We start from the raw sequence: 25,552 nt of genomic DNA on the forward strand, positions 1-25,552 counted from the left end.
AGAACGCGTGGGACAGTTCGAGAACAAGGTGGCGATCGTCACCGGGGCGGCGCAGGGTATTGGCCAGGCGTATGCGGACGCCCTGGCTCGCGAGGGTGCGCGCGTGGTCGTCGCCGACATCAATGCCGAGGCCGCCGAGAAGACCGCAAAGCAGATTGTCGCCGACGGTGGCACGGCAATTCATGTGCCCGTGGATGTTTCCGATGAGGAGTCGGCCAGGGCGATGGCCGATCGTACGGTCAGCGAGTTCGGCGGCATCGACTACCTGGTGAACAACGCCGCGATCTACGGCGGCATGAAGCTCGACCTACTGCTGACGGTGCCGTTGGATTACTACAAGAAGTTCATGAGCGTCAACCACGACGGGGTGCTGGTGTGCACGCGCGCCGTGTACAAGCACATGGCCAAACGCGGTGGCGGGGCAATCGTGAACCAGTCGTCGACGGCGGCGTGGCTGTACTCGAACTTCTATGGTTTGGCCAAAGTCGGGGTCAACGGGCTTACCCAACAGCTTTCCCGTGAGCTTGGCGGAATGAAGATCCGGATCAATGCGATCGCGCCGGGACCGATCGACACCGAAGCCACCAGAACCGTCACGCCCGGCGAGTTCGTCAGGGACATGGTCAAGCAGATCCCGTTGAGCCGGATGGGGACTCCCGAGGACCTGGTGGGGATGTGCCTGTTCTTGCTCGGCGACCAGGCCTCCTGGATTACCGGGCAGATCTTCAATGTCGATGGCGGCCAGATCATCCGCTCGTAGCCACCGGAGACGATGCAAAGCCAAGCGATGACAAGGAGCGGCGCACATGTCTGAGCACCCGAAACTCGGGTACATCGGTCTGGGCAACCAGGGTGCCCCGATGGCCAAACGCCTGCTCGACTGGCCCGGCGGCCTAGTGGTTTACGACGTCCGGGCCGAGGCGATGACGCCGTTGGCCGAAGCCGGCGCCAGCGCCGCCGCCAGCGTCGCCGAGGTCGCCGGCGCCGACATCATCAGCGTGACCGTGCTCAACGACGCCCAGGTGCGTGAGGTGATCACCGGTGCGAACGGTCTGGCGGCACACGCGCGCGCGGGCACCATCATTGCGATTCACTCCACGATCAGCGACACCACCGCCGAAGAACTCGCGCGGGAACTGCGCCCGCGCGGGATTCACGTCATTGACGCGCCGGTCAGCGGTGGTGCGGGAGCCGCTAGCAAGGGCCAACTGGCCACCATGGTGGGGGCCGGCGACGACGTCTTTGCCCGGGTCAAAGAGCCGTTCTCGTGCTGGGCATCGCTGGTGGTACATGCCGGCCCGCCCGGTGCGGGCACCCGAATGAAGCTGGCCCGCAACATGCTGACCTTCACCATTTATGCGGCCGTCGGCGAGGCCTGGAAGCTGGCCGAGGCAAGTGGGGTGAACCTGCAGGATCTGGGCAACGTGGTGCGCCACACGGACAAACTGACCAGCGGCGCCGGGTCGATCATGTTCCGTGATAACACGAAAGACCTTGAGCCTGGCCATTTCCTGTACGACGGATTTGTGCACGCCCGCGATCTTGGTGAGAAGGATCTGGGGCTGGCGCTGGCGTTGGGTGAGGCGCTGTCGGTCGATCTGCCGCTGGCTAGGCTCGCGCTGGAGCGGCTTGCGCCCGGTCTTGGGGTACCGCACACACAGAAGGACGCGTAATGGACGAACTGCGCCGCAAGGGCCTGGACAAGATGAACGAGGTCTACGGCTGGGAGATGCCCAACATCGAGGGTGACGCGTACTTCGACCCGACCGTTGATCACCTCTTCGGCACGATCTGGACCCGGCCGGGGCTGTCGATGCGCGACAGACGTCTCATGACGCTGACGGCGGTGACGGCGATCGGAAATCGCGACCTGGCCGAGATCCAGATCAACGCCGCGCTGCTCAACGGGGAACTCACCGAGGCCGAACTGAAGGAAATGGCGGTCTTCCTCACCCACTACCTCGGGTTTCCGCTGGGTTCGGGGCTCAATGGTGCGGTCGACACCGTGGTGGCGCGGCGTAAGAAGGCCGCGGCGAAGGGCGCCGGCGAGGACAAGAAGGGCAACGTCGACGACGCGTTGAAGATGCACTCGGGCGGCAAGCTGGACTGAGACGGTACCGGGCCGGGTGAGCCCGCTAGGCTTGCCCCGTGCGCGTCCTGGTGATCGGCTCCGGTGCCCGTGAACATGCTCTACTGCTGGCACTCGCCCGCGACCCGCAGGTCAGCGGGCTAGTTGTCGCTCCCGGGAACGCGGGCACCGCCCGGCTGGCCGAGCAACACGATGTCGATGTCACCTCCGGTGACGACGTCGTCGCGCTGGCCCGCGAGGTGCGCGCCGACCTGGTGGTTATCGGCCCGGAGGTGCCACTGGTCCTCGGGGTGGCCGACGCCGTTCGCGCGGCCGGAATCGTGTGTTTCGGCCCCAGCAAGGACGCGGCGTGCATCGAGGGATCCAAGGCGTTCGCCAAAGAGGTGATGGCCGCGGCCGGGGTACGCACCGCCAGCAGCGAGATCGTCGATAACCCCGCGCGCTTGGACGCCGCTCTCGATCGATTCGGGCCGCCCGCCGGTGACCCGGCCTGGGTGGTGAAAGACGACCACCTGGCCGCGGGCAAGGGTGTGGTGGTCACACCGGAGCGTGATGCCGCCCGGGCACACGCTGCCGGGCTGCTGGAAGCGGGGCACCCGGTGCTGCTGGAGTCGTATCTGGACGGCCCCGAGGTATCGCTGTTCTGCGTGATCGACTGTGAGACCGTGGTGCCGCTGCTACCGGCGCAGGACTTCAAGCGGGCCGGAGAAGGTGATACCGGCCCCAACACCGGAGGAATGGGCGCCTACGCGCCGCTGCCCTGGCTGCCCGACGACAGCTACCGGCAAGTCGTCACCGAGATCATCGAACCCGTTGCGGCCGAGCTAGTTCGGCGTGGTTGCCCGTTCTCCGGATTGCTCTACGCCGGCCTGGCGATCACCGCGAAGGGGCCGGCGGTGGTCGAATTCAATTGCCGTTTCGGTGATCCGGAGACCCAGGCAGTGCTGGCGTTGCTGGACTCACCGCTCGGTCAGTTGCTGCACGCCGCCGGTAGCGGAAAGCTGGCCGAATTCGGCGAACTGCGCTGGCGCGAGGGTGCCGCGGTGGCGGTGGTACTGGCCGCGGAGAACTATCCCGGACGGCCCCGCCTTGGCGACGTCATCGTCGGCGCCGACGCTGACGGGATCTTGCATGCGGGCACGGCACGCCGCGACGACGGGGCGATCGTGTCATCCGGGGGCAGGGTGCTCTCGGCGGTGGGAACCGGTGCTGACCTGGCCGCGGCGCGCGCGGACGCGTACCGCATTCTGGGGTCGATTCGTCTGCCGGGCAGTCATTTCCGCAATGACATTGGGCTGCTCGCCGCGCAGGGCAGGGTCGGCGGCTAACCCACCTCCCGAGCGGGCGATGCCCCTTTGGCGGCTTTCCTATCCCTGGTACTGCGGGCAGTAGGCGGTGATCGCCGCGTTGATGCCGGCGGACGCCTGTACGGGCGTGATTCCGGTGTTGTTCACGGTCGCGGCGGCGGCATCATGGGGGGTTCCCCCGTTTTGCAGGCTGGTGCATACGGCACGGCCGGTGGCGGCCGCGGTTGCGGGGTCGGTGACGGTGATACCGGGAATCTCTGACATCAGGGACAGGAAACTCTGGTCGGGGCTGGGGGGATGTGGTGGTGCCGGCGGCGCCACAACGGGCGCGGGAATTCTGGAAACCGTTGGCGCGGAAATGATCTGGGTTTCGGCCGGTCGCTGTGGTGGCGGCGCGACTCGGTGCGGGGCCGGCACGGGTGGCATGGGCCGCGGCGGTGGCGGGTGCTGTGCCACCGGTTGGGTCGGCGACGGCGGAGGGCCTTGTTCCGGGGATGCGGCCAGCGTCCTGTGCGCAGAGGCAGTGGTGTCATTGGAGATCGAGTAGCCACTGGCGCCGACGGCAGTGAGCGCTAGCACCGTCGATGCTGCCGCGAAGATGCGCCACCTACCGCGCCGTTGCGGCGTTTCGCGGTCAGCCAAGGTTCGAGGCGCCGGGGTGGCCTTGGCCGGCCTGCTCGCCAGAGGTGCCGGCATGGTCGAAGCCGAGGACTTCGGGTGCCGGCCACAGCGGGCGGCCCGCGCGAACGCGTGCGCGAAATCTATGCATCGGGCGTATCGATCGGCGGGATTCTTCGCCAGAGCCACGGCCAGCACCGGGTCGAAGGCCGCGAGTTTGGGGCGGGTCTGGGCCAGCGCCGGTGGCGGGGTGGACAGGTGGCGACTGATCACCACGGCCGGGTTGGTGTGCGGGAACAATGTTGTCCCGGTCAGCAGGTGGTAGACGGTGGCGGCGAGCGCGTACTGATCGGCACGTCCGTCGATCGGTTCGTCCATCAGCTGTTCGGGCGCGGCGTAGGGGAACGTTCCGATGGTCATGTTGGTGGCGGTCAGACCACTGGCGTCGCCGATGTTGCGCGCTATTCCGAAGTCGCCCAACAGGATTCTCTGGCCGTCTTCGCCGGGGTCGCTGAGCAAGATGTTCGCCGGGCTGACGTCGCGGTGCAGCAGATCATGGTGCTGATGCGCGTAGTCGAGCGCGTTGGCGATCGCCGCGATGATTGTCGACACCTGATCTGCCGGCATGCCGACCGGGTAGTGGTCCCGTAGCAGGCTCGCCGCGTCGGTTCCCTCGACGTAGTCCATCGAGATCCAGAGAGCGCCGGCATGTTCGCCCCGGTCGTTCACCCGGACGATGTTCGGATGCCACAGCGCGGCGGCAACGTCGGCCTCCCTGATGAAGCGACGACGATAGTCGTCGTCGGCACAGACGCCGGCGCCGAGGACCTTGAGCGCTTCGTGGCGGGGCAACCGTGGGTGCTTGGCGAGGTAGACCTCGCCCATGCCGCCGGAACCCAGCAACCGGAGGATGGTGTATCCGGCGAATATTTCTCCGGCAGTCAACCCGATGCCGGGGTCTTGATGAACTAGCCCAACCATCACGCCGTCCATTGCAGTGTTGCCGGCGCCGGCTCAGCGCTGGCCTGGGATTAGTCTAGGTAGTTCACGTTCCGTTTACCATGACGCCATCACCGGTTCATTGAAAAGTCTTACCTGATGGCCGGGTGCCGCCGCTAGCCGGACGACCAGCGAGCAACATCGTGGCGCTGGTTCGCGGCACCGTTGTCACGCGGTGTGCCGGCATCGCGGGGCCGAAGTGAAAGGTCGTTTGGTCCCTAAGGGTTGGGACGAATGCCTCCTGACGACCGCGCCACCGGGTTCTAGCGTCGAACCTAGGCAGCGGAGCTTTCAAGGGATAGGCGGCGGAATGGGCGGCGAGGTAGTGGATCCGGGAATCGTCATCGGCATCGACGGCTCGCCCGGCTCCGATGCGGCGCTGAAATGGGCCGTCCAGGAGGCCACGATGCGCAACGTGGCACTGACCGTGGTGCATGCTGCGGCCTACGTGCCGGACGCTGCGCCCAAGGTCGAATGGTTCGGCGACCCGGCTCCCGATGAACTTCTGCAGCAACTGGACACGCGGGCCCAGCAGGTTCTGGCCGACGCGGTGCAGATCGTCAAGGACGCCACCGGCGATCATCGTCTGCGCATCATCCATGAGCTCAGTTCGCAGTCACCCGTTCCCGCGCTCGTCGAGCTGTCCAGGAAAGCCCACCTGGTGGTGGTGGGCAGTCGCGGTCAGGGGTTGGTGAAGCGCATGCTGCTGGGCTCGGTCAGCACCGGGCTGGTCCATCACGCCCACTGCCCGGTCGCGGTGGTACCCAGCGAAGTCCCGCCACCGGTTGAGGGGCCGGTTGTGGTCGGCATCGATGGCTCGCCGGCGTCGGAGCTTGCCACCGCCATCGCTTTCGACGAGGCCTCCTGGCGGGGTGCGGAACTGGTCGCGCTACACGCCTGGACCGATGCCGAGATCCCCGCGGCGGCGAATCGGGACTGGACCGGCACCACCAGGACGTCGTGGTCGGGGCTGCAAGCGGCGGCCGACGAAACGCTGGCCGAGCGATTGGTCGGCTGGCGGGAACGCTATCCAGACGTGGTGGTCCGTCGAGTCGTCGTGGTCAACCGTGCCACCCAGCACCTGATCGAGCACGCGGAGTCCGCCCAGCTTGTGGTTGTCGGCAGCCATGGGCGCGGAGGATTCTCCGGGATGTTGCTCGGGTCGGTCAGCACCGCGGTGGTACATGCGGTCCGCGCACCCGTGATCGTCGCCAGGCAGGGCTAGCACCCGGCGCAAGAATCGCTGGTCGAAACTAGCCCGAGCCCGTCATCGCTGCGGCCGAAACGGTGCCCAGGCTGCGCCGCAGACTACGCACCGATGTTTTCGGGGCATGCGAGAACCTGAACAACAGCACGTGTGACTCGTCGGCTCTGGTGTGCGTCAGCGCCCGCAGCCGCTCTTGGAGGGAACCCAGGTGCGCGGCGAAATCGGGTGACAACCCACGTAGTTCGTCGTCGTTGCGCGCGTAGAGGAACACCGGAGCCAGGGGCTGCACCGCCAATCCGAGGTGTTGCGCGGTGATCCACACCGCCTCCATGGCCGAGCCGCCGCGCGCGTAGTCGGCCAGAGTATCGCCTTGAATGGACACCACGCCGAAGCCCGAGCTGGCACAGATGCGGGCGCGCGTGTAGTTGCCGAGCCCCGCACCGGCCTCCCACTCGGCGAGCTTACGTATCACGTCCGGGCGTCTGGCGATGTTGAAGCCGGTCAGCTCCCAGCGGTCCATCTCCAGGCTGCGCATGTCGATGCCCGACTCCATGGAATCGGTGGTTGGCCAACGGATCTCCGACAACATCTCGGCGTGCATGTGCTGGGTCAGGTACCGAACGCGGTCTGAGGCGGCGAAAATCGACGCCACGTCCGCGATCTTGTCTGCACCGGTCAACAACTGCAGCCGAGCGCCCTCGGCCGCGGCCACCGCTTCCAGGGACGCGGCAACCCCGTCCTCGAGTGCGACAGCGGCACCCCGATGACGATTGGTTTCCCGCAGCCACATCGGCTCATAGAGGCGGGCCAGGTTGGGGTCCCCGCCGTCGGCAAGCTTGACCACGGCCGACAGTCGATGCCCGTGCCCGGCGATGTCGGCAGGTCCAAGTACTCCGTGTTTGGCCGCGGCAACTCGGGCGTTGAACCATGCGGCGCCGACGGCGACGGCGCTAGCGCGGTAGTCGACGTCCAACGTCGCGACGTGCTCGGTCGAGAGCTCGATGGTCACCGAATTCGGGTCGGTCTCGATATGCCAAGGCTGATTATTGGCGGCCGACGGCGCCCGATTGGCCGCGGCCGCGACGATGAGGTGCGCGGCTGACTCCGGTGGTTCGGCGGCCATCGCACAGTCCGCGCCCGACGGGCTGGATTCGTCATGCGGGGCGGGTTCGGCAACCCGATCGAGCGCCTGCCCGACGTCGATGCGCACCCGGCCCGATGCAAGCGGCTCGTTCAACCCGATGCGGCGCACGGCTTCACAGACCGCGGTCGCCCCGAGCGAGACCTCGCTGGCCAACTGCGGCCAGGTTGCCAGGGTTTGCTCGATCTCGACCAGCGAGGCCGCGGACCGGGTGGATAGTCCCTGGATGTCGAACAACCGGAGGATATAGGGGAGCTTCTCTCGATTGGACAAGCCCGACAGCTCGTCGAGGTCGATATCGCCCAACAGTCCGTGCAGGATGGGGCGCGACGGATCCATGTCGAACCGTTCGATGTCCACCAGGCCCCGGTCGCTGGTTGCCATCAGCACCGGAATGTGTCGTGCCCGGGCGGCGAGGCGGACCCCAACCTTCATGTCGAGCGAGTCGCATTCCTCGACGAGTATGTCGAGGCCGTCCAGGAACGCGTCCATGGCCGCGGCGGACAGCCCGGACGTGTTGACCTCCACGGGGAGGTAGGGATCGAGTTCGGCGATGCGCCGAGCCGCCACCGTCGCCTTGTTCACTCCCAGGTCGAAAACCGTTGCCGGTACCCGGTTGAGGTTGGAAACCTCGAGGGTATCGAAGTCGGCGAGCCGCAGCGTGCCGCACAGTCCTTGGGTGGCCAGCATGTGCGCGACGGCATGCCCCACGCTCAGGCCCACCACGCCGATCTTGAGCCGATCCGAGTCGATCCTGTTCGGAGCCGGTGATCAGGTTCCGGTTGCGATCCAGCCGCAGCGCCCGAAAAGATCTGGGGCCGAGGATGCTGACCACCGTCTTGCGCCAGGGATAAAACGCCCATCGCTTGGATTCGGCCATAATTTCCGGGGCCAGCGGGGGCAGCACACTTTGGGCATTGGCCTTCTGCTCGTCCCATCTGTCGATCACCTCGATATGTGGATCGGCGCGCAACTCCGCCAACGTACGCCGATCGCTAACATCGGACTCATCGAGGATCACCGGGCGATTCACCGGCTCAGAGTAGCAACGGTCATCTTTTGGGGCGCGCTTGACTGGTGGTGTTGGAATCGCGGCAAATGGCGGCTGGTCGCTCGCCGCCGGATGTTTGCCAGTCGTCGACCAGATGCGTCGGCCCCGTCGCCGCGAATCGACCGCGATCATGCTGCGCGCCTGGTCCGGGCCCGGTTGACCGCCCGCATGCGGCTTGTCCGCGGACCGATTGCTGGTTGGGATGGAAAGAATCGGCATTCGGTTTGGGGATCGCGCCAATCCGGCCTCCGTCTTGGCCCAAAAAATCATCCCAGCTAACGACATTTGCCGTCAGCAAGATTGGTTTAGGGCGAGATCGTGGTTTCTAATTCTTGGTGCGAGTTGCTCGGACCAAATCATCATCGGATGACATTTCGATTGGACGTGCGGCAGTGAATTTGGAATGACGATGCAAATCGACGGCCGTGGTCAGAAGGCGGCGGCCTGACCGTCTCGGCGTGGGTCACTGGCGGCCAGGTAGCCATGCTCGAGCCGCCAAATCGCTTGGCAGCTACCGAACTCGTTGTAGTCCTCGACGGTAACCAGATCGTGGCCACGGCGGCGCAACTCGTCCAGCGTCGACGGTGGAAAGCCCTTCTCACAGCTGACTTTCAATCCCTGGACCCATCGGAATCGGGGACCGTCACATGCCGCTTGCGGATTCTGGCCGTAGTCGGCGATGCGGACCATCATCTGTACATGTCCTTGGGGCTGCATCTGGGCGCCCATCACGCCGAAACTGAGTACCGGGGCGCCGTCCTTGGTGACAAAACCGGGAATGATGGTGTGGTAGGGGCGTTTTCGGGGTCCGACCTGGTTCGGGTGTCCTGGTGTTGCAACAAAACCCGATCCCCTGTTTTGCAGTGATATCCCTGTTCCGGGCACCACCACGCCGGAACCGAACCCCATATAGTTCGACTGGATCATCGATACCATCAAGCCGTCGGCATCGGCTGCCGTGAGATAGATGGTCCCCCCTTTGGGGGTCCCGGCCGAAGCTGGCTTTGCCTGTTTGAGGTCGATCAGTGCCGCCCGCCCTCTGAGGTATTCCTTGTCGAGGAGTTGGTCGGGCCCCACCGTCATGTGGTCGATATCGGCCAGCTGGTGCTGGGCATCGCTGAAAGCCAGCTTCAGCGCCTCGATCTGCAGGTGCACGCTGTCGGCGGAATCGACTGGATAACAGGACATGTCGAACTGGTCGAGGATCCCGAGCGCGATCAGCGCCACGATGCCCTGGCCGTTGGGCGGAATCTCGTGGATGGTGTAGTCGCGGTAGTTTGTGCTGATGGTGCCGACCCAGTCGGTGCGGTGCGCGGCCAGATCGCTGGCGCGCAGCGCTGCGTCATTGGCCCTCGCGTGCGCTTCCAGCTTGTCGGCCAGCTCGCCTCGGTAAAACGCTGCCCCCGTGCTGGCGGCGATCTTCTCGAGTGTGTCCGCGTGGTCGGGAAAGGTGAACAGCTCGCCGGGCTTCGGCGCCCGACCGCCGGGCAGGAACGCCTCAGCGAATCCGGGCTGGTCCGCGTCCAGGGCCACTTGAGCCTGCCATTGTGCGGATACCTTTGGTGATACCAGAAAGCCGTTGCGGCCGTACGTGATAGCGGGACCGAAGAGCCGTTCAAAGGGCAGCTTGCCGAACTTGGCGTGCAGGTCCACCCATGCCGATACGGCGCCCGGCACGGTCACCGAATTCCAGCCGAGCATCGGAACGCCCTTGCCGCAGAAGTATTCCGGCGTCCACGCCGCAGGCGAGCGGCCGGATGCGTTGAGCCCATGCAGCTGTTGGCCGTCCCAGACGATGGCGAAGGCGTCCGAGCCGATGCCGTTGGACACCGGTTCCACCAGGGTGAGGGTGATGGCGGTGGCGATAGCGGCGTCGACGGCGTTCCCGCCTTCGGCAAGCATCCGAAGACCCGCTTGGGCGGCCAGCGGCTGTGAGGTGCACACGGCGTTGGCGGCCAGGATGGGCGTGTGCGGCCATGCGTACGGAAAGGTCCAGCCGAAGGGCGAGGCGGATCCGGCAGATGAGGTCACCGCCGGATCGTTGCACGTAGCTGCGGCGGGCTCAATTGAGGTGGCCGGCTCCCGGCGGGCGCCGGGGCTACGCCACCAGCAGTGGCGCCATCCAGGTCAGCTCCGCGGGCAGTTGCGAGCTCCAGAATCCGCCGTTGTGCCCGCCGGGGGAGAATCCGCCCGCGGGCGGATTCGGAAGTTGAGCGATGAACTGCTTGGTCGCGCTGTAGAACGGATCGCTGTCGCCACAATCCACTCGGATCGGGATCGAGCCGAGTGCCGGCATGCCCCATACCGAGTTGGCCGCATAGTCGGCGGCCCCGTCGAAGGCTCCCGGTGCGGCCGCGCCGGCCGAGGTCCACAGCGCCGGGCTCACCGCACAGATCGCCGCGGTGCGGGCCGGGCCGAGCCGTCCGCCCAGCAGCAATGCGCCGTAGCCGCCCATGGACCAGCCGAGGAAGGCCACCCGTGAGGTGTCCAGGCGCTGGGAATCCAGCATCGGGATGAGTTCGTCGAGCACCATGGCCCCGGAGTCCTCCCCGGACGCTCGCTTGTGCCAGTAGCTACCCTCGCCGTCGACGGCCACCACCGCGAACGGCGGCAACCCGGCGTTGACGGCCTGGGCGAGGCCCTGCTCGACCCCGCCGGCCATCACGGTGGCCGCGTCACTGCCCTTACCGTGGAGCGCGATCACCGGCCGCAGCGGCTGGGTCTGGCCGGGCGGGCGGGCGATCGCCCAGTTCGTCGTGATCCCGCCTCGAGCCGCTGACACAAACGAGCCGGTGGTCATCGTCGGAGCTGCCTGCGCGGGCGGGGGCGGATCGAGCGGCCGTGCCGGAGCCAATGGAACGTTTGTGCCAATCGCCGGCGCGGGCGCGGCACGCGAAGTCCGCGGCAAAAGCGCCATGTCGAGTGCATATGCGCCGACCGCGCCAAGGGTGGCGCTGGCGCCGAGACCGAGCACGGCGCGGCGGCTGAGGTCTGGCATGCGGGCCATCATGCCATGGACGTTTGGCGAAAATGGCAATGCAGTACCACTTTTGCTGGCAGCATGTGTGGGCGTGACGGCAGCTGTTACTCGAAAAGGAGAACGTCGGCGGTATGCGTTGGTAAGTGCCGCCGCCGAGCTGCTTGGCGAGGGTGGGTTCGAAGCGGTGCGCCACCGGGCGGTCGCGCGGCGGGCTGGACTGCCGCTGGCGTCGACCACTTACTACTTCTCTTCCCTAGACGATTTGATCGCCCGGGCGGTCGAACACGTCGGGATGATCGAGGTGGCGCAATTACGGGCCAGGGTCAACGCGCTGTCGCGGCGGCGTCGGGGCCCTGAAACCACCGCTGACGTGCTTGTTGACCTCCTGGTGGGGGATGTCTCCAGTCCTGGGCTCGCTGAGCAGCTGATATCGCGATATGAGCGCAATATCGCTTGTACCCGCCTGCCGGCGTTGCGCGAAAGCATGCGTCGCAGCTTGCGTCAGCGTGCTGAGGCGGTCGCCGAGGCCATCGAACGATCCGGGCGTTCCGTGCGCATCGAACTGGTGTGCACATTGATCTGCGCGGTCGACGGCTCGGTGGTGTCCGCCCTGGTAGAGGGGCGGGATCCGCGTGCCGCGGCGCTGGCGACGGTGGTCGATCTGATCGACGTGCTGGCGCCGGTCGATCAGCGGCCGGTCCAGGTCTAGCGCCTGGCTGTAGGCGCCGGGGTCAGGCCGGCCGGCAGGGTCGGCGTCAGGATGTAACCGCTGGTGAGGTCTCCGTAGACGGTGATGTCGGCGGGGCATCGTTCGGCGTACAACGCCACATAGGCGCACACGACGGCATCGACCGGGTCTTCGGCGCGGCGCAGCTCGCACTTGCGCTGCGCGGTCACCACCTGCCGGCGCAACGAGAGCCAGTCCTGGTTCCCGGTCACCTGCAGCGGCACCGGCGCGGTGCGCAGTGCTTCGACCTCGTCCATCAGTCGCAGCAGCTCCGATCTGAGCCGATCGACGCTGCGGCCAGGTTTGGCCTTGTATTTCAAGGTGCGTGGCAGCCGAAACAGGGCCACCGTGGCCGCGTGTGGATAGACCTCGATGGCGCGCCGGGAAGCGGGGGAGAAGGGGTCGATATCAAGGCTCAGGGAGTCGGCCAGGCGTGCGGCCCGCGGACCGCGGGCAAACTCGGGCTTTCCAGTGTTGACTGGATGTGCGCCCGCCTCGAACTTGCGAAAGTCCCGGTTGAGTGCGGTCTCGGCCGGCCGCTGGCCGGTGGCATTGGCCACCACCAGCGGCGCGTCGAAGGCGACCCGGCAAGCACCCCGCAGATAGGGCCCTAGCGCCGCGAGCACCGCGGCATCCTCGCGGACCGCGCCGGCGCAGACCAGGTGACCGTCCGAGTCGAGCACCGCGACGCCGGTCGGATTGCGACCGGCCCAGGCCAGATCCACGCCGGCGAAGTACACCTGGCCAGGGTAGGGCGGCCTCATCCGGGTGCCCCTACCTTGCCGACCGGTCGCCCGCATCCGGGATCTGGACCTGCCCGGAGTGCTCGACCGTAAGCTGTGTCTTCGTGAGGACCAAGTGAGCGTTCCCAACGTCCTGGCCGCCCGCTATGCCAGCGCCGAGATGGTTGCGATCTGGTCGCCGCAGGCCAAGGTGGTGGCCGAGCGGCGGCTCTGGCTGGCGGTGCTGCGGGCGCAGCGGGAGTTAGGCGCAAAGGGCACCGATGTTCCTGCCGACGCGATCGCCGACTACGAGCGGGTGATCGATGACGTGGACCTGGACTCGATCGCGTCCCGCGAGCGGGTGCTGCGCCACGACGTGAAGGCCCGCATCGAGGAATTCAACGCCCTGGCCGGCCACGAGCACGTGCACAAGGGGATGACCAGCCGGGACTTGACCGAGAACGTGGAGCAGCTGCAGATCCGGCAGTCGCTGGACCTGACCTTCGCTCACGGGGTGGCGGTGGCGGCGCGGCTGGCCGAGCGGGCGGTGGCCTACCGCGATCTGGTGATGGCCGGGCGCAGCCACAACGTCGCAGCGCAGGCCACCACGCTGGGCAAAAGATTCGCCTCGGCGGCCCAAGAGACACTGATTGCCCTGGTCCGGTTGCGGGAGTTGATCGACCGCTACCCGTTGCGCGGGATCAAGGGCCCGATGGGCACCGCCCAGGACATGCTCGATCTGCTGGACGGTGACTCGGCCAAGTTGACCGACCTCGAACAGCGGGTGGCCGACTTCCTGGGCTTCTCGACGGTGTTGACCAGTGTCGGGCAGGTCTACCCGCGTTCACTGGACCACGACGTGGTCTCCGCGCTGGTGCAGCTGGGCGCGGGTCCTTCCTCGTTGGCACACACCATCAGGCTGATGGCCGGCCACGAGCTGGTCACCGAAGGTTTCGCGCCGGGGCAGGTCGGTTCGTCGGCGATGCCGCACAAGATGAACACCCGCAGTTGCGAACGCGTCAATGGGCTTCAGGTGGTGCTGCGCGGATACGCCTCCATGGCCGCCGAGCTCGCCGGTGCGCAGTGGAACGAGGGCGACGTGTTCTGCTCGGTGGTGCGTCGAGTCGTGTTGCCGGACAGCTTCTTTGCCATTGACGGTCAGACCGAGACATTCCTGACGGTGCTGGACGAGTTCGGAGCCTATCCGGCGGTGATCGCGCGTGAGCTGGACCGCTACTTGCCGTTCCTGGCCACCACCAAGGTGCTGATGGCGGCGGTGCGCGCCGGTATGGGGCGGGAGTCGGCCCATCACGTGATCCGCGAACACGCGGTGGCCACGGCACTGGCGATGCGTGAACACGGGTCCGAACCCGACTTGCTGGACCGGTTGGCCGCCGATCCGCGGTTGCCGCTGGATCGCGCGGCACTGGACGCGGCGCTGGCCGACAAGGCGGCATTCACCGGTGCCGCGGCCGACCAGGTTGACCAGGTGGCCGCGCAGGTCGACGCTCTGGTGGGTCGCTACCCGGAGGCGGCCAAATACGCTCCGGGGGCAATTCTGTGACATCCGCCGGCGTGCTCTCCAAGATCGACTTCACCGATCTGGACAACTTCGCCGACGGTTTCCCGCACGCGCTGTTCGCGATCCATCGCCGCGAAGCACCGGTGTACTGGCACGAGCCGACCGACAACACCCCCGACGGAGAAGGCTTCTGGTCGGTGGCCACGTACCCGGAAACTCTCGAGGTGCTTCGTGATCCGGTGACCTACTCATCGGTTACCGGCGGCCAGCGTCCCTTTGGTGGCACCTTGTTGCAGGACCTGGCCATTGCGGGACAGGTGCTCAACATGATGGATGACCCGCGGCATGCGCAGATCCGGCGGCTGGTCAGCTCCGGGTTGACACCGCGGATGATCCGCCGGGTGGAGGACGACCTGCGTGCCCGGACCCGGCGGCTCCTGGACGCGGTGGTGCCGGGTGAACCTTTCGACTTCCTGGTGGACGTGGCCGCGGAACTGCCGATGCAGATGATCTGCATCCTGCTGGGAGTGCCTGAATCTGAACGGCATTGGCTATTCGAGGCCATTGAACCCCAGTTCGATTTCGGTGGCTCGCGCAAGGCGGCGGTTTCGCAGCTGTCGGTCGCGCAGACGGCCGAGGAGGCCGCGTCGCGGATGTACTCCTACGGCCAGGAGCTGATCGCATCCAAGCGTGCCGCGCCCACCGGCGACATGTTGTCCGTGGTGGCCAACGCAATGGTGGACGGGGGAGATGAGCCGGCCCTGTCCGATCTCGAGCTGTACCTGTTCTTCAGCCTGCTGTTCAGCGCTGGGGCGGAGACGACACGCAACGCGGTGGCGGGCGGGCTGCTGGCGCTGGCCGAGCATCCAGAACAACTGCGCGCGCTGCGTGGCGATCTCGACTTGTTACCGACGGCGGTCGAGGAGATGGTGCGCTGGACGTCGCCGTCTCCGTCTAAACGGCGTACCGCCACCCGTGACGTCACCTTGGCCGGGTGCTCGATCGAGGCCGGGCAGAAGGTGCAGATCTGGGAAGGCTCTGCCAACCGCGATGCCCGGATATTCGACCACGCTGACGAGTTCGATATCACGCGAAAGCCAAACCCGCACTTGGGATTCGGGCAAGGCGTTCACTATTGTCTGGGGGCCAATCTGGCCCGGCTGGAGCTGCGCGTGCTATTCGAGGAGCTGCTCGGCCGGTTTGGTGTCGTGCTGGTTGGCCAGCCGGTCGAATGGACCCGCAGTAACCGGCACACCGGGATCCGACACCTGGTCGTAGAACTGTTTGGTGGGTAGCGCTATCGGGTAGCCGGCCCGGCTGACGCCATGGGTCGCGCTCGTCCTGGAGCTACCCGGGCGGCCATCGATGTGTGGTGGTGCATCTTCGCGCGATGGCCTACCCATCCGCTATAGTGTCCGATATCGGCTACTATTCTCATCTGCCGGGTGTCCACCGTCACAGGTCAAACCCCAAGTGAGACAAGTCGCTTCGGGTACCTAAGGTTGCTTTGGGTACCTATAGTTCGCGGTAGGTAGTGTGCGACGCGGCTCTTGGGATGGGCCGCTGAGGGGAGAAGACTCGATGACGGCGATTATGTGGATGGCCTCGCCGCCGGAGGTGCACTCGGGCTTGCTCAGCAGTGGCCCGGGCGCCGGTCCGATGCTGGCGTCTGCTGCCGCATGGAAGTCGTTGAGCGGCGAGTACGCCTCTGCCGCAGCGGAGCTCGCTGGCTTGGTGGGTGCGGTGCCCCAGGTGTGGTGGGGCCCAGCCGAGCAGAGTTATGCGGCTGCCAATGAGCGCTATCTTGCGTGGTTGACCCAGGTCAGCGCGGATTACGCGCGCCAGGCCGCCCTGGTCGACGTGGTGGTGGCCGCGTACGGCGCTGCGGTGGCGGCGATGCCGAGTTTGGTCGAACTGGCGGCAAACCACACCGTTCACGCGGTGCTGTCGGCGACGAATTTCTCCGGGGTCAATACGATCCCGATTGCCGTGAACGAGATGGACTATGTGCGGATGTGGGTCCAAGCGGCCGCCGTGATGGGCACCTACCAAATGATTACGCAGGGGGAGTTGCTAGCGGCGCCAAACATTGCCCCAGCCCCGTGGATACTCGTACCCGGCGGTGAAGCAGCCGCGGTCGTCGGCCCCGCGGCCTCGGCAGCTGCCGCGACACCACCGCTTGCAGCGCTGATCGCATTGATCGTTGCTGCGATAGAGACTCCCAGCATTGCCACCGTACTTGCGGCGCTGGTGGCCATTGTTGCATTTCCAGTGCAAGCGGTCGTATTTTTTTCAGCACCCTTCTTGGTCAATTCTTTTCGTGGATTCCCGTAATTTCGTTGTCGTATGCCCAAATCATCATCGGGTACTTTGTCGGATTTCTCGCGGCAGCGCCGGTGCTCACTTCTGGCGCCGAGATTGCGGTGCCGGTGAGCGTGCCGCTCGGTGTGGGGCGCCACCTCTATGACGTGCAGATGGCGAATGCCGACCTCGCCGAGGTCGAACGGGTTGCGGAGAGATCCAGGGAGGTGCTGGTCAGCGCACATCACGCGATAGCGCCCCAGCCGCTGTCCGATTCGGTATCGACGGTGGCTTCGGTGGATGTGCCGGCGGTGGCGCCAAGTGATCAGGGTGCCGGCCCGTGGGGATTTGTCAGCACCGCCAGCAAGGGGATCGTGGCGCAGCCGAGCGGGCTTACCACGTTGGCTGGCGCCGAGGTTGGCGATGGCCCGGCAATGCCGATGCTGCCGGCCACTTGGGGGCCGGCATTGGCTACCGTCGCGGGCTGAGGCGCGGCGGGTGCGAGGGCGCTCGCGACTTGGGTTGGCCAGGGTCGCATCCCGGTAGGGACGAAGCGGTGCGGTTGGGCGGTCGGCGTTGCTGGTCGGCGCCTTCGGTGGCGGGGCCAAAGGCCCCTGCCTGGTGGGCGCGGATTCGGTTATCGTGAGTCATGCGCGCTCACTGAGTCGCAGGTGAGCGCACCGCGAAGGTATTGCTGGTGGCAACGATGAGGACTGCGAATGAGATAGCCGCAGCACGGCTTTCGATGCCGGCGCTGCGTGCCCTGCGGGACCGGTTCGTTGCCGGTCGGGTCGATTCGACATATCTGGATTCCACTCCGGTGCGGCGTATCGTCGCCGACAGCTGGCGGCGCAGCCTGGCGACCGGCGTGGACCCGGACCGCGGTGGCGGGCAGATCGCGCAGCTCTCCGACACCGTGGAGCGGCTGCGCAGTGCGCACCCACTGGCGCCGGTGCTTCCCCTCATTCGCCGCCTGCTGATCGATGATGCTGCCGACTCGGGCGTCATTGTTGCGGTGACGTCCGCCGACGGCACCTTGCTGTGGGTGGACGGTGACCGCCGCGCCTGTCGAAAAGCCGAGTCGATGGACTTCGTGCCCGGGGCCGACTGGAGTGAGCGCGGCGCCGGCACCAACGCTCCCGGAACCGCGCTGGCGCTGGATCGAGAGCTTCAGATTCGCGGATCAGAACACTTCTCCCGCTTGGTGCAACCGTGGAACTGCACCGCGGTGCCGGTGCACGACCCGTCGACCGGTGTGCTGATCGGGGCCATCGACCTCACCGGCGGCGAAAGCGTCGCCTCACCCCAGACGTTGGCGTTGTTGCGGGCCACCGGCGTCGCCGTGGAAAGCCAGCTGGCCCTGCTGCGCAGCGGCGCTGTGCAGCCGCAGCCGTCGCGACAGGCGCAACTGTCGGTGCTGGGTACGCAGCGACCCTCCTGGCGGGTCGCGGGGATGGGCCCGACAATGTTGGCCGGTCGTCACGCCGACATCCTGGTCCTGCTCGACCGGCACCCCGAGGGGCTCAGTGCCGATCACCTCGCCGTGCTGCTCGATGACCGCGAACTCGATGTCGTGACTATTCGCGCGGAGATGTCCCGGCTGCGTCGCGTGGTGGGGGAGCACCTGATCGCCTCGCGTCCCTACCGGCTCACCGAACCCATCGCCACCGATGTCGGCGATGTCTTCGACGCCGTGCGTCGCGGCGACCTGGCCGAGGCGCTGCGCCACTACGCCGGTGCGTTGCTGCCGCAATCGGTGTCCCCGGGCATCGCGCGGGTGCGCACCGAACTCAGCAACACCTTGCGGGCCGCCGTTGTCGCATCCAATGATGCCGATCTCCTGGCGAATTGGCTCAGGCTGCCGGAGGCGCGCGATGACCGGCAAGGCTGGCGAATGCTCTACGACCGCTCGCCGGCCGGCTCGCCACGGCGGGCGCAGGCCCAGGGCCACCTGGCTGGCCTGGACTTCGATCTGGCCTGAGGTTTCGCCGTTGCGGGGGCGTGCAACGGTGCTGCAACCCTCACGTTCCTAGATTTGTGATGACCGACACATTTTCGGGGTGGCACAAACTTCATACAGCCCCATCAAGCCAGGTTAAGGCAGGTGAAACCATGACCGTGTTCGCACGTCCGGGCGCGCACAGTTCATTGATGACTTTCGAGTCCCGCTACGGCAACTTCATCGGCGGCGAGTGGGTCGCGCCGGCCGCAGGCGAGTACTTCGAGGACCTAACCCCGGTAACCGGCGCACCGTTCTGCGAGGTGCCACGCTCCACCGATGTCGATGTCGAAAAGGCACTCGACGCGGCCCACGCCGCGGCGCCCGCCTGGGGCAAGGCCGCACCCGCCGAGCGGGCAGCGATTCTGCACAAGATCGCCGATCGGATGGAGGCGAACCTCGAAGCGCTCGCGCTGGCCGAGTCCTGGGACAACGGCAAGCCGATCCGCGAGACGCTCAACGCCGACATTCCGCTGGCGATCGACCACTTCCGGTACTTCGCCGGGGCCATCCGCGCCCAGGAAGGCTCGCTGAGCCAAATCGACTCCGACACCGTGGCCTATCACTTCCATGAACCGCTGGGCGTGGTGGGTCAGATCATCCCGTGGAACTTCCCGCTGTTGATGGCCACCTGGAAGCTGGCCCCCGCCCTGGCCGCCGGCAACGCCGTTGTGCTCAAGCCCGCCGAGCAGACCCCGGCCTCGATCCTGTACCTGATGAGTCTGATCGGTGACCTGCTACCCGCCGGTGTGGTCAACGTGGTCAACGGATTTGGGGTCGAGGCCGGCAAGCCGCTGGCATCGAGCAACCGAATCGCCAAGATCGCCTTCACCGGAGAGACCACCACCGGACGGCTGATCATGCAATATGCCAGCCAGAACCTGATCCCGGTGACGCTGGAGCTGGGCGGCAAGAGCCCCAACATCTTCTTCTCCGACGTGCTGGCCGCCCACGACGACTACCAGGACAAGGCGCTGGAGGGCTTCACCATGTTCGCCCTCAACCAGGGCGAGGTGTGCACCTGCCCGTCCCGCGGCCTGATTCAGGCCGACATCTACGACCGGTTCCTGGAACTGGCGGCGATCCGCACCAAGACCGTGCGCCAGGGGGATCCACTCGACACCGAGACCATGATCGGCGCGCAGGCCTCCAACGACCAGCTGCAAAAGATCTTGTCCTACATCGAGATCGGCAAAGAGGAGGGTGCGCGGGTGGTCACCGGGGGTGAGCGCTGCGAACTGGGCGGCGACCTCAACGGCGGCTACTACGTGCAGCCCACCATCTTCGAAGGCACCAACAACATGCGCATCTTCCAAGAGGAGATCTTCGGCCCGGTGGTCTCGGTCACCTCGTTCACCGATTACGACGACGCGATCCGCATCGCCAACGACACCCTCTACGGGCTGGGCGCGGGTGTGTGGAGCCGTGACGGCAACACCGCGTATCGGGCCGGGCGTGACATCAAGGCCGGCCGCGTCTGGACGAACTGCTACCACGCCTATCCCGCCCACGCGGCGTTCGGCGGCTACAAGCAGTCCGGCATCGGACGCGAGAACCACAAGATGATGCTCGACCACTACCAGCAGACCAAGAACCTGCTGGTGTCCTACGGCAGCAAGGCCCAGGGCTTCTTCTGATCGCGTTTCGAAAAAGACCCACCAATAAGACCGTCAACGATTGGAACCGTCATGACCCAGACACTGGCTAACCCAGGTGCAACGCAGGCGACCGAAACCCTGCGCGCGGCGGTCGTCACCGGATTCGGCGAGCCGTTGCAGATCAAGGAACTCGCGTTGCCCACCCCGGGCTACGGTGAGGCACTTGTCAAACTCGAGACCTCGGGTGTGTGCCACACCGATCTGCATGCGGCACATGGAGATTGGCCGGTCAAGCCGGCCCCGCCGTTCGTTCCCGGGCATGAAGGCTGCGGCACCGTGGTCGCGCTCGGGGACGGCGTCACCGACCTGAAGGTCGGCGACAAGGTGGGCAATGCCTGGCTGTGGTCGGCGTGCGGCAGCTGCGAACAGTGCCGTACCGGATGGGAAACGCTGTGCGAAAACCAGCGCAATGGCGGTTACACCGTCAACGGCAGCTTCGGCACCTACATGCTGGTCAACGCCGACTACGCGGCACGCATCCCCGACGGTGCCGACCCGCTCGAGGTCGCGCCGATCCTGTGCGCCGGTGTCACCGTCTACAAGGGGCTCAAGGTGACCGACACCCGGCCGGGCCAGTGGGTCGCCATTTCAGGAATCGGCGGGCTCGGCCATGTTGCCGTGCAGTACGCCCGCGCGATGGGCTTGCGGGTGGTGGCCATCGACATCGATGACGACAAGCTCGCGCTGGCCGCCCGGCTGGGTGCCGAACTGGTGGTCAATGCCCGTACCAGCGATGTCGTCGCGCAGGTGCAAGAAGCCACCGGCGGGGTGCACGGCGTCCTGGTCACCGCCGTGCATCCGCAGGCGTTTGGGCAGGCCATCGGGCTGGCGCGGCGCGGCGGAACGATCGTGTTCAACGGGCTACCCCCGGGGGACTTCCCGGCGCCGATCTTCGACATCGTGCTCAAGGGCCTGACGATTCGCGGTTCGATTGTCGGCACCCGCCAGGACATGGCCGAGGCGCTGGACTTCTACGCCCGCGGTTTGATTCACCCCACGGTGGAAGGCGCCGCGCTCGAAGACATCAACCACGTCTTCGAGCGCATGGAGCGCGGACAGATCGACGGCCGCGTCGTCATCGACTACCGGTAGCGAAGCCTGACCCCGGCCGCCCGCAATTCAAGTGCGGCCAGGCCGCGGATGATGGCCGGATCCTCGCGGCGCCAGCCACCAACCGGATCCGCGCTGACGGCCGCCAGCTTGGCCGCTGGACGGTTGGTCAACGCCCGAAGGGCCAGCAGCTGCTGGCCCGCCGCCGTGGCGGCCAGGGCCGTCACGGTCCACTTGCGCCGGAAGAACCGCAACCGTAGGAACAACCACGGCATGGCCACGGCCAGGATCGGCGTGGCGGCCACCGCGAGTGCGAGCACGATCGCCAGCCAGCTCGCCGTGGAATCCAGATTGTGTCCGGCCTCGGCGATGCCGAGTGCGGCGTCGGCCGCGGCGGCAATCGGCTTGCTGACCGCATCGCCCACCAACGGGATGTGCTGGGCGCCGTGCCCCGCCGAGGCCAAGTTGCCCGCGACCCCTTGCGAGCCGGTCTCGATCTGGTGCCCCGCTTCGGCGATCGCCGAGATGGCGCGGTGCACGGCGATGCCGACGAATACCCACAGCGTGGTCCAGACGGCCACGGTGATATCGCTGAACAATTGGATCGCCAACCGGAGCGGCCTGGTGGAGTAGGGCAAGAACCGCGATTTCATACCACTGATACCAGCACAGCTCCCGGCAGAATGGGGCGGTCTGGTTGCCCGATAGGCTGGCCCGATGCGCCCCCAATTGTCCGACTACCAGCACCTGGCCAGCGGCAAGGTTCGCGAGCTATACCGCGTGGACGACGAGCATCTGCTGCTGGTCGCCTCCGACCGGATCTCGGCCTACGACTACGTGCTCGACAGCATGATCCCGGACAAGGGCCGCATCCTGACCGCGATGAGCGTGTTTTTCTTCGGCCTGGTCGACGCCCCCAACCACCTGGCCGGCCCCCCGGACGACCCGCGGATCCCCGACGAGGTGCTTGGTCGCGCGCTGGTGGTACGCCAGCTGGAGATGCTTCCGGTGGAATGCGTGGCCCGCGGCTACCTGACCGGGTCAGGGCTGCTGGACTACCAGGCGAGTGGGAAGGTCTGCGGTATCGCCCTGCCGCCTGGCCTGGTCGAGGCCAGCAAGTTCGCCGAGCCACTGTTCACCCCGGCCACCAAGGCCGAGCTGGGTGACCACGATGAAAACATTTCCTTCGCCCAAGTGATCGAGACGGTTGGCGGGGTACGCGCCAACCAGCTGCGCGACCGCACCCTGCAGATCTACGTCAAGGCCGCCGACCACGCCCTGACCAGAGGAATCATCATCGCCGACACCAAGTTCGAATTCGGCGCCGACCGCGACGGTAACCTGCTGCTGGCCGATGAGATCTTCACCCCCGATTCGTCGCGGTACTGGCCCGCCGATGAGTACCGGGCCGGGGTGGTCCAGAACAGCTTCGACAAGCAATTCGTCCGCAACTGGCTTACCAGTGCGGAATCCGGTTGGGACCGCGGCGGTGATCAGCCGCCACCCTCGTTGCCGGATCACATCATCGAAGCCACACGGGAGCGCTACATCGAAGCCTACGAACGAATTTCGGGTCTCAGTTTCGGTGAATGGATCGGGCCGGGCGCATGACCGATCCCACCCTTCCCCCCGTCGCCAAGCGCGTGGAGATTCGCCGGGAGCACCACGGCGACGTCTTTGTAGACCCCTACGAGTGGCTGCGCGACAAGGACAGCGTCGAAGTCATCGCACATCTCGAGGCCGAAAACACCTATACCGATCAGACCACCGCGCATCTCGAGCCGTTGCGGCAGAAGATCTTCGATGAGATCAAAGCCCGCACCAAGGAAACGGATCTCTCGGTTCCGACGCGACGCGGCAACTGGTGGTACTACGCCCGCACGTTCGAGGGAAGACAGTACGGCGTGCACTGTCGTTGCCCGGCCGCAGACCCGGACGACTGGAATCCGCCGCAATTCGACGAGCACACCGAGATACCGGGCGAACAGGTTCTGCTCGACGAGAACGAGGAAGCCGAAGGCCACGATTTCTTCGCCTTGGGCGCGGCCAGTGTCAGCCTGGACGACAACGTGCTGGCCTATTCGGTAGATGTGGTCGGCGACGAGCGTTACACCTTGCGGTTCAAGGACTTACGCACCGGCCAGCGCTACCCGGATGAAATCGCAGACATCGGCGCGGGCGCGACATGGGCCGCCGACCACCGCACCGTCTACTACATCACCGTTGACGCCGCCTGGCGCCCGGACACGGTGTGGCGCTACCGACTCGGCTCACCCGGATCGTCGGAACGGGTCTACCACGAACCCGACGAACGATTCTGGCTGGGCGTCGGACGTACCCGCAGCAACAAATACATTTTCATCGCGGCGGGCTCCTCGGTGACCTCCGAGATGCGCTACGCGGATTCGGCCGACCCCAGCGCCCAATTCACCATCGTGCTGCCGCGCCGCGAGGGCGTCGAGTATTCGGTGGAACACGCCGTGATCGGTGGGCAGGACAGGTTCCTCATCCTGCACAACGACGGCGCGGTGAACTTCACCCTGGTGGAGGCACCGGTCGACGACCCGACCCGGCAACGCACCCTCATCCCACATCGCGAGGACGTGCGCCTGGACGGCGTGGACGCCTTTGCCGCCCACCTGGTGGTCAGCTACCGCATCGAGGCGTTGCCCCGCATCCAGCTGTGGCCGCTGACCGCCGACGGTGATTACGGCGAGGTCGAAGACGTCGTGTTCGACTCCGAGCTGATGTCGGCCGGCCTGGGCGCCAATCCCAATTGGGATTGCCCCAAATTGCGAGTAGGCGCAGGATCTTTCATCACCTCGGTGCGCATCTACGACATCGACTTTTGCACCGGTGAGCGCACCTTGCTGCGAGAGCAGCCGGTGCTGGGTGGCTATCGTCGCGAAGACTATGTCGAGCGCCGTGACTGGGCTCATGCCGAAGACGGCACCCGTATCCCGATCTCGATCGTGTATCGCGGCGGCATCCAGCTTCCGGCGCCGGCAATGATCTACGGCTACGGCGCTTACGAGATATGTGAAGACCCACGCTTTTCCATCGCGCGATTGTCACTGCTGGATCGGGGAATGGTGTTCGTCATCGCCCACGTTCGTGGCGGTGGCGAGATGGGTCGGTTGTGGTACGAACACGGAAAGTTGTTGCAGAAGAAGAACACCTTTACCGACTTCATCGCGGTGGCGGAGCATCTGGTGGAATCGGGCCTGACCCAGCCGGAACGTCTGGTGGCATTGGGGGGCAGCGCGGGAGGGCTGCTGATGGGTGCGGTGGCCAACATGGCTCCGGAACTTTTCGCCGGAATTCTTGCCCAGGTGCCCTTCGTGGATCCGCTGACCACGATTCTGGATCCGTCGCTACCGCTTACCGTCACCGAATGGGACGAGTGGGGAAACCCGTTGAGCGACAGCGAAGTCTATGCCTACATGAAGTCATACTCGCCGTATGAGAACGTCGCGGACCGGCGGTATCCGGCCATCTTGGCGATGACTTCGCTCAACGATACCCGGGTGTACTTCGTGGAGCCGGCCAAATGGGTTGCCGCGCTTCGTCATGCCAACGGTGACGGCAATCAGGTGCTGCTGAAGACGCAGATGAACGCCGGGCACGGCGGTATCAGCGGGCGATACGAACGCTGGAAGGAAACCGCCTTCCAATACGCGTGGTTACTGGCAGCCGCCGGTTGCGACGATAGCGGCGGCGGCTAGGAATACGAGCTCCTCGGCGCTGCGCACAGATAGCCGCGTCGTCATCGACTTGGGTGGGCTGGGCATCCGGGCGGCATAGATGTTGGCGGGGAACATCGCCAGCATCAGGATCAGCAAGCACAGTGCCGCTGCCACCCGGGTGACCGGCAGCAGCAGGCCGGCGGCGCCCAGCAGTTCCAGCGCTCCGGTGATGGAGACCAATAGCCCGGGCGCCGGCAGCCGGGGCGGCACGATCGCGACAAGGTCGCCGCGTAGCGGCGGCGCGAAATGCGCGATGCCGGTCAGGGTGAACATTGCCGCCAGTCCGACCGCGATCGCGGCGGACCAGCTGTCCAGGTAAGCGACGCCGAGCTGGCCGATGATGCGGGCCACGATGCTGCCCAGCACCAGGGTGATCATCGGTGCCATCTGAGCCTCCCAACAATCTAGTCGATGACAAGATTGACCGTCAGGCTA

At 66.1% G+C, this 25,552-nt stretch carries 21 protein-coding genes and 1 pseudogene; 15 read left to right on the forward strand and 7 right to left on the reverse strand.

All coding sequences use genetic code 11. The features are described from left to right. The first annotated feature begins 7 nt into the window (after positions 1-7). Genes MMSP_RS05550 through purD form a run of 4 tightly spaced genes read left to right on the forward strand, consistent with a single transcriptional unit; the run spans position 8 to position 3,417 of the window. Positions 8-760 carry an SDR family oxidoreductase gene (locus tag MMSP_RS05550; RefSeq protein ID WP_020785809.1) on the forward strand — a complete coding sequence of 251 codons (753 nt, stop codon included), beginning with the start codon at positions 8-10 and terminating at the stop codon, positions 758-760. 46 nt (positions 761-806) lie between these two features. Next, positions 807-1,673: an NAD(P)-dependent oxidoreductase gene (locus MMSP_RS05555; protein WP_012396456.1), complete on the forward strand. Its 867-nt coding sequence runs from the start codon at positions 807-809 to the stop codon at positions 1,671-1,673. Beyond that, the gene (locus MMSP_RS05560; protein ID WP_020785810.1) at positions 1,673-2,110 is read left to right on the forward strand and encodes a carboxymuconolactone decarboxylase family protein; all 438 of its coding nucleotides are present in this window, start codon (positions 1,673-1,675) and stop codon (positions 2,108-2,110) included. Before MMSP_RS05555 ends, MMSP_RS05560 begins: the two co-directional genes overlap by 1 nt. A gap of 38 nt (positions 2,111-2,148) precedes the next feature. Then, positions 2,149-3,417 carry a phosphoribosylamine--glycine ligase gene (gene purD, locus MMSP_RS05565; protein ID WP_020785811.1) on the forward strand — a complete coding sequence of 423 codons (1,269 nt, stop codon included), beginning with the start codon at positions 2,149-2,151 and terminating at the stop codon, positions 3,415-3,417. A 39-nt stretch (positions 3,418-3,456) separates the two neighbouring features. Here the strand turns inward: purD and MMSP_RS05570 are convergent, their stop codons facing one another. Beyond that, positions 3,457-4,995, reverse strand: coding sequence for a serine/threonine-protein kinase (locus tag MMSP_RS05570; protein WP_036427100.1), 1,539 nt, complete (start codon positions 4,993-4,995; stop codon positions 3,457-3,459). A gap of 328 nt (positions 4,996-5,323) precedes the next feature. On the opposite strand from MMSP_RS05570, the gene MMSP_RS05575 reads away from it, so the two are divergent. Continuing rightward, complete coding sequence (locus MMSP_RS05575) at positions 5,324-6,238, forward strand: universal stress protein (RefSeq protein WP_036426224.1); 915 nt, start codon at positions 5,324-5,326, stop codon at positions 6,236-6,238. A 28-nt stretch (positions 6,239-6,266) separates the two neighbouring features. On the opposite strand, the pseudogene MMSP_RS05580 reads toward MMSP_RS05575, so the two are convergent. The 3 genes and pseudogenes from MMSP_RS05580 to MMSP_RS05590 all read right to left on the reverse strand — a co-directional run bounded on the left by MMSP_RS05580 (position 6,267) and on the right by MMSP_RS05590 (position 11,422). After that, a pseudogene (locus MMSP_RS05580) lies at positions 6,267-8,394 on the reverse strand (Rv1355c family protein). Positions 8,395-8,841: 447 nt separating this feature from the next. Next, entirely contained in the window at positions 8,842-10,443 is a 1,602-nt protein-coding gene (locus MMSP_RS05585) for a gamma-glutamyltransferase family protein (protein ID WP_020785815.1), read from the reverse strand. Between the two features lie 67 nt (positions 10,444-10,510). Continuing rightward, positions 10,511-11,422, reverse strand: coding sequence for an alpha/beta hydrolase-fold protein (locus MMSP_RS05590; RefSeq protein ID WP_036426226.1), 912 nt, complete (start codon positions 11,420-11,422; stop codon positions 10,511-10,513). Between the two features lie 55 nt (positions 11,423-11,477). Here MMSP_RS05590 and MMSP_RS05595 point away from each other — a divergent pair, with 55 nt between their 5' ends. Further along, the gene (locus tag MMSP_RS05595) at positions 11,478-12,101 is read left to right on the forward strand and encodes a TetR/AcrR family transcriptional regulator (RefSeq protein ID WP_085981880.1); all 624 of its coding nucleotides are present in this window, start codon (positions 11,478-11,480) and stop codon (positions 12,099-12,101) included. Here the strand turns inward: MMSP_RS05595 and MMSP_RS05600 are convergent. Beyond that, positions 12,098-12,859, reverse strand: coding sequence for a DUF429 domain-containing protein (locus MMSP_RS05600; protein WP_036427103.1), 762 nt, complete (start codon positions 12,857-12,859; stop codon positions 12,098-12,100). The genes MMSP_RS05595 and MMSP_RS05600 overlap by 4 nt on opposite strands. Positions 12,860-12,977: 118 nt before the next feature. Here MMSP_RS05600 and purB point away from each other — a divergent pair, with 118 nt between their 5' ends. The 7 genes from purB (at position 12,978) to adhP (ending at position 21,413) form a co-directional block, all read left to right on the forward strand. After that, entirely contained in the window at positions 12,978-14,405 is a 1,428-nt protein-coding gene (gene purB, locus MMSP_RS05605; protein WP_020785818.1) for an adenylosuccinate lyase, read from the forward strand. Then, complete coding sequence (locus MMSP_RS05610; protein ID WP_020785819.1) at positions 14,402-15,658, forward strand: cytochrome P450; 1,257 nt, start codon at positions 14,402-14,404, stop codon at positions 15,656-15,658. Before purB ends, MMSP_RS05610 begins: the two co-directional genes overlap by 4 nt. A gap of 286 nt (positions 15,659-15,944) precedes the next feature. Then, positions 15,945-16,697 (forward strand): PPE family protein, encoded by a 753-nt coding sequence (locus tag MMSP_RS29730; RefSeq protein WP_020785820.1) that lies wholly within the window; start codon positions 15,945-15,947, stop codon positions 16,695-16,697. A 5-nt stretch (positions 16,698-16,702) separates the two neighbouring features. After that, the gene (locus tag MMSP_RS29735; RefSeq protein ID WP_020785821.1) at positions 16,703-17,152 is read left to right on the forward strand and encodes a hypothetical protein; all 450 of its coding nucleotides are present in this window, start codon (positions 16,703-16,705) and stop codon (positions 17,150-17,152) included. A gap of 257 nt (positions 17,153-17,409) precedes the next feature. Continuing rightward, complete coding sequence (locus MMSP_RS05625; RefSeq protein ID WP_020785822.1) at positions 17,410-18,645, forward strand: GAF domain-containing protein; 1,236 nt, start codon at positions 17,410-17,412, stop codon at positions 18,643-18,645. A gap of 131 nt (positions 18,646-18,776) precedes the next feature. Continuing rightward, positions 18,777-20,300 (forward strand): aldehyde dehydrogenase, encoded by a 1,524-nt coding sequence (gene adh, locus MMSP_RS05630; protein ID WP_020785823.1) that lies wholly within the window; start codon positions 18,777-18,779, stop codon positions 20,298-20,300. Between the two features lie 51 nt (positions 20,301-20,351). Next, the gene (gene adhP / locus MMSP_RS05635; RefSeq protein WP_020726699.1) at positions 20,352-21,413 is read left to right on the forward strand and encodes an alcohol dehydrogenase AdhP; all 1,062 of its coding nucleotides are present in this window, start codon (positions 20,352-20,354) and stop codon (positions 21,411-21,413) included. On the opposite strand, the gene MMSP_RS05640 is transcribed toward adhP, so the two are convergent. Beyond that, positions 21,404-22,024 carry a hypothetical protein gene (locus tag MMSP_RS05640; RefSeq protein WP_012396440.1) on the reverse strand — a complete coding sequence of 207 codons (621 nt, stop codon included), beginning with the start codon at positions 22,022-22,024 and terminating at the stop codon, positions 21,404-21,406. The genes adhP and MMSP_RS05640 overlap by 10 nt on opposite strands. Positions 22,025-22,088: 64 nt before the next feature. Between MMSP_RS05640 and MMSP_RS05645 the strand changes: the two genes are divergently transcribed. After that, positions 22,089-22,982, forward strand: a complete 894-nt coding sequence (locus tag MMSP_RS05645; protein WP_015357298.1) for a phosphoribosylaminoimidazolesuccinocarboxamide synthase — start codon at positions 22,089-22,091, stop codon at positions 22,980-22,982. Further along, positions 22,979-25,096 (forward strand): S9 family peptidase, encoded by a 2,118-nt coding sequence (locus MMSP_RS05650; RefSeq protein ID WP_020785824.1) that lies wholly within the window; start codon positions 22,979-22,981, stop codon positions 25,094-25,096. The genes MMSP_RS05645 and MMSP_RS05650 overlap by 4 nt, the downstream gene beginning before the upstream one ends. Here MMSP_RS05650 and MMSP_RS05655 read toward each other — a convergent pair. Beyond that, positions 25,055-25,504: a DoxX family protein gene (locus MMSP_RS05655; protein ID WP_011738826.1), complete on the reverse strand. Its 450-nt coding sequence runs from the start codon at positions 25,502-25,504 to the stop codon at positions 25,055-25,057. The two genes, MMSP_RS05650 and MMSP_RS05655, sit on opposite strands and share 42 nt — an antisense overlap. Positions 25,505-25,552 lie beyond the last annotated feature (48 nt).

Origin of the sequence: Mycobacterium sp. 012931, assembly GCF_000419295.1 — a bacterium.
GTDB classification, from domain to species: Bacteria; Actinomycetota; Actinomycetes; order Mycobacteriales; family Mycobacteriaceae; genus Mycobacterium; species Mycobacterium marinum.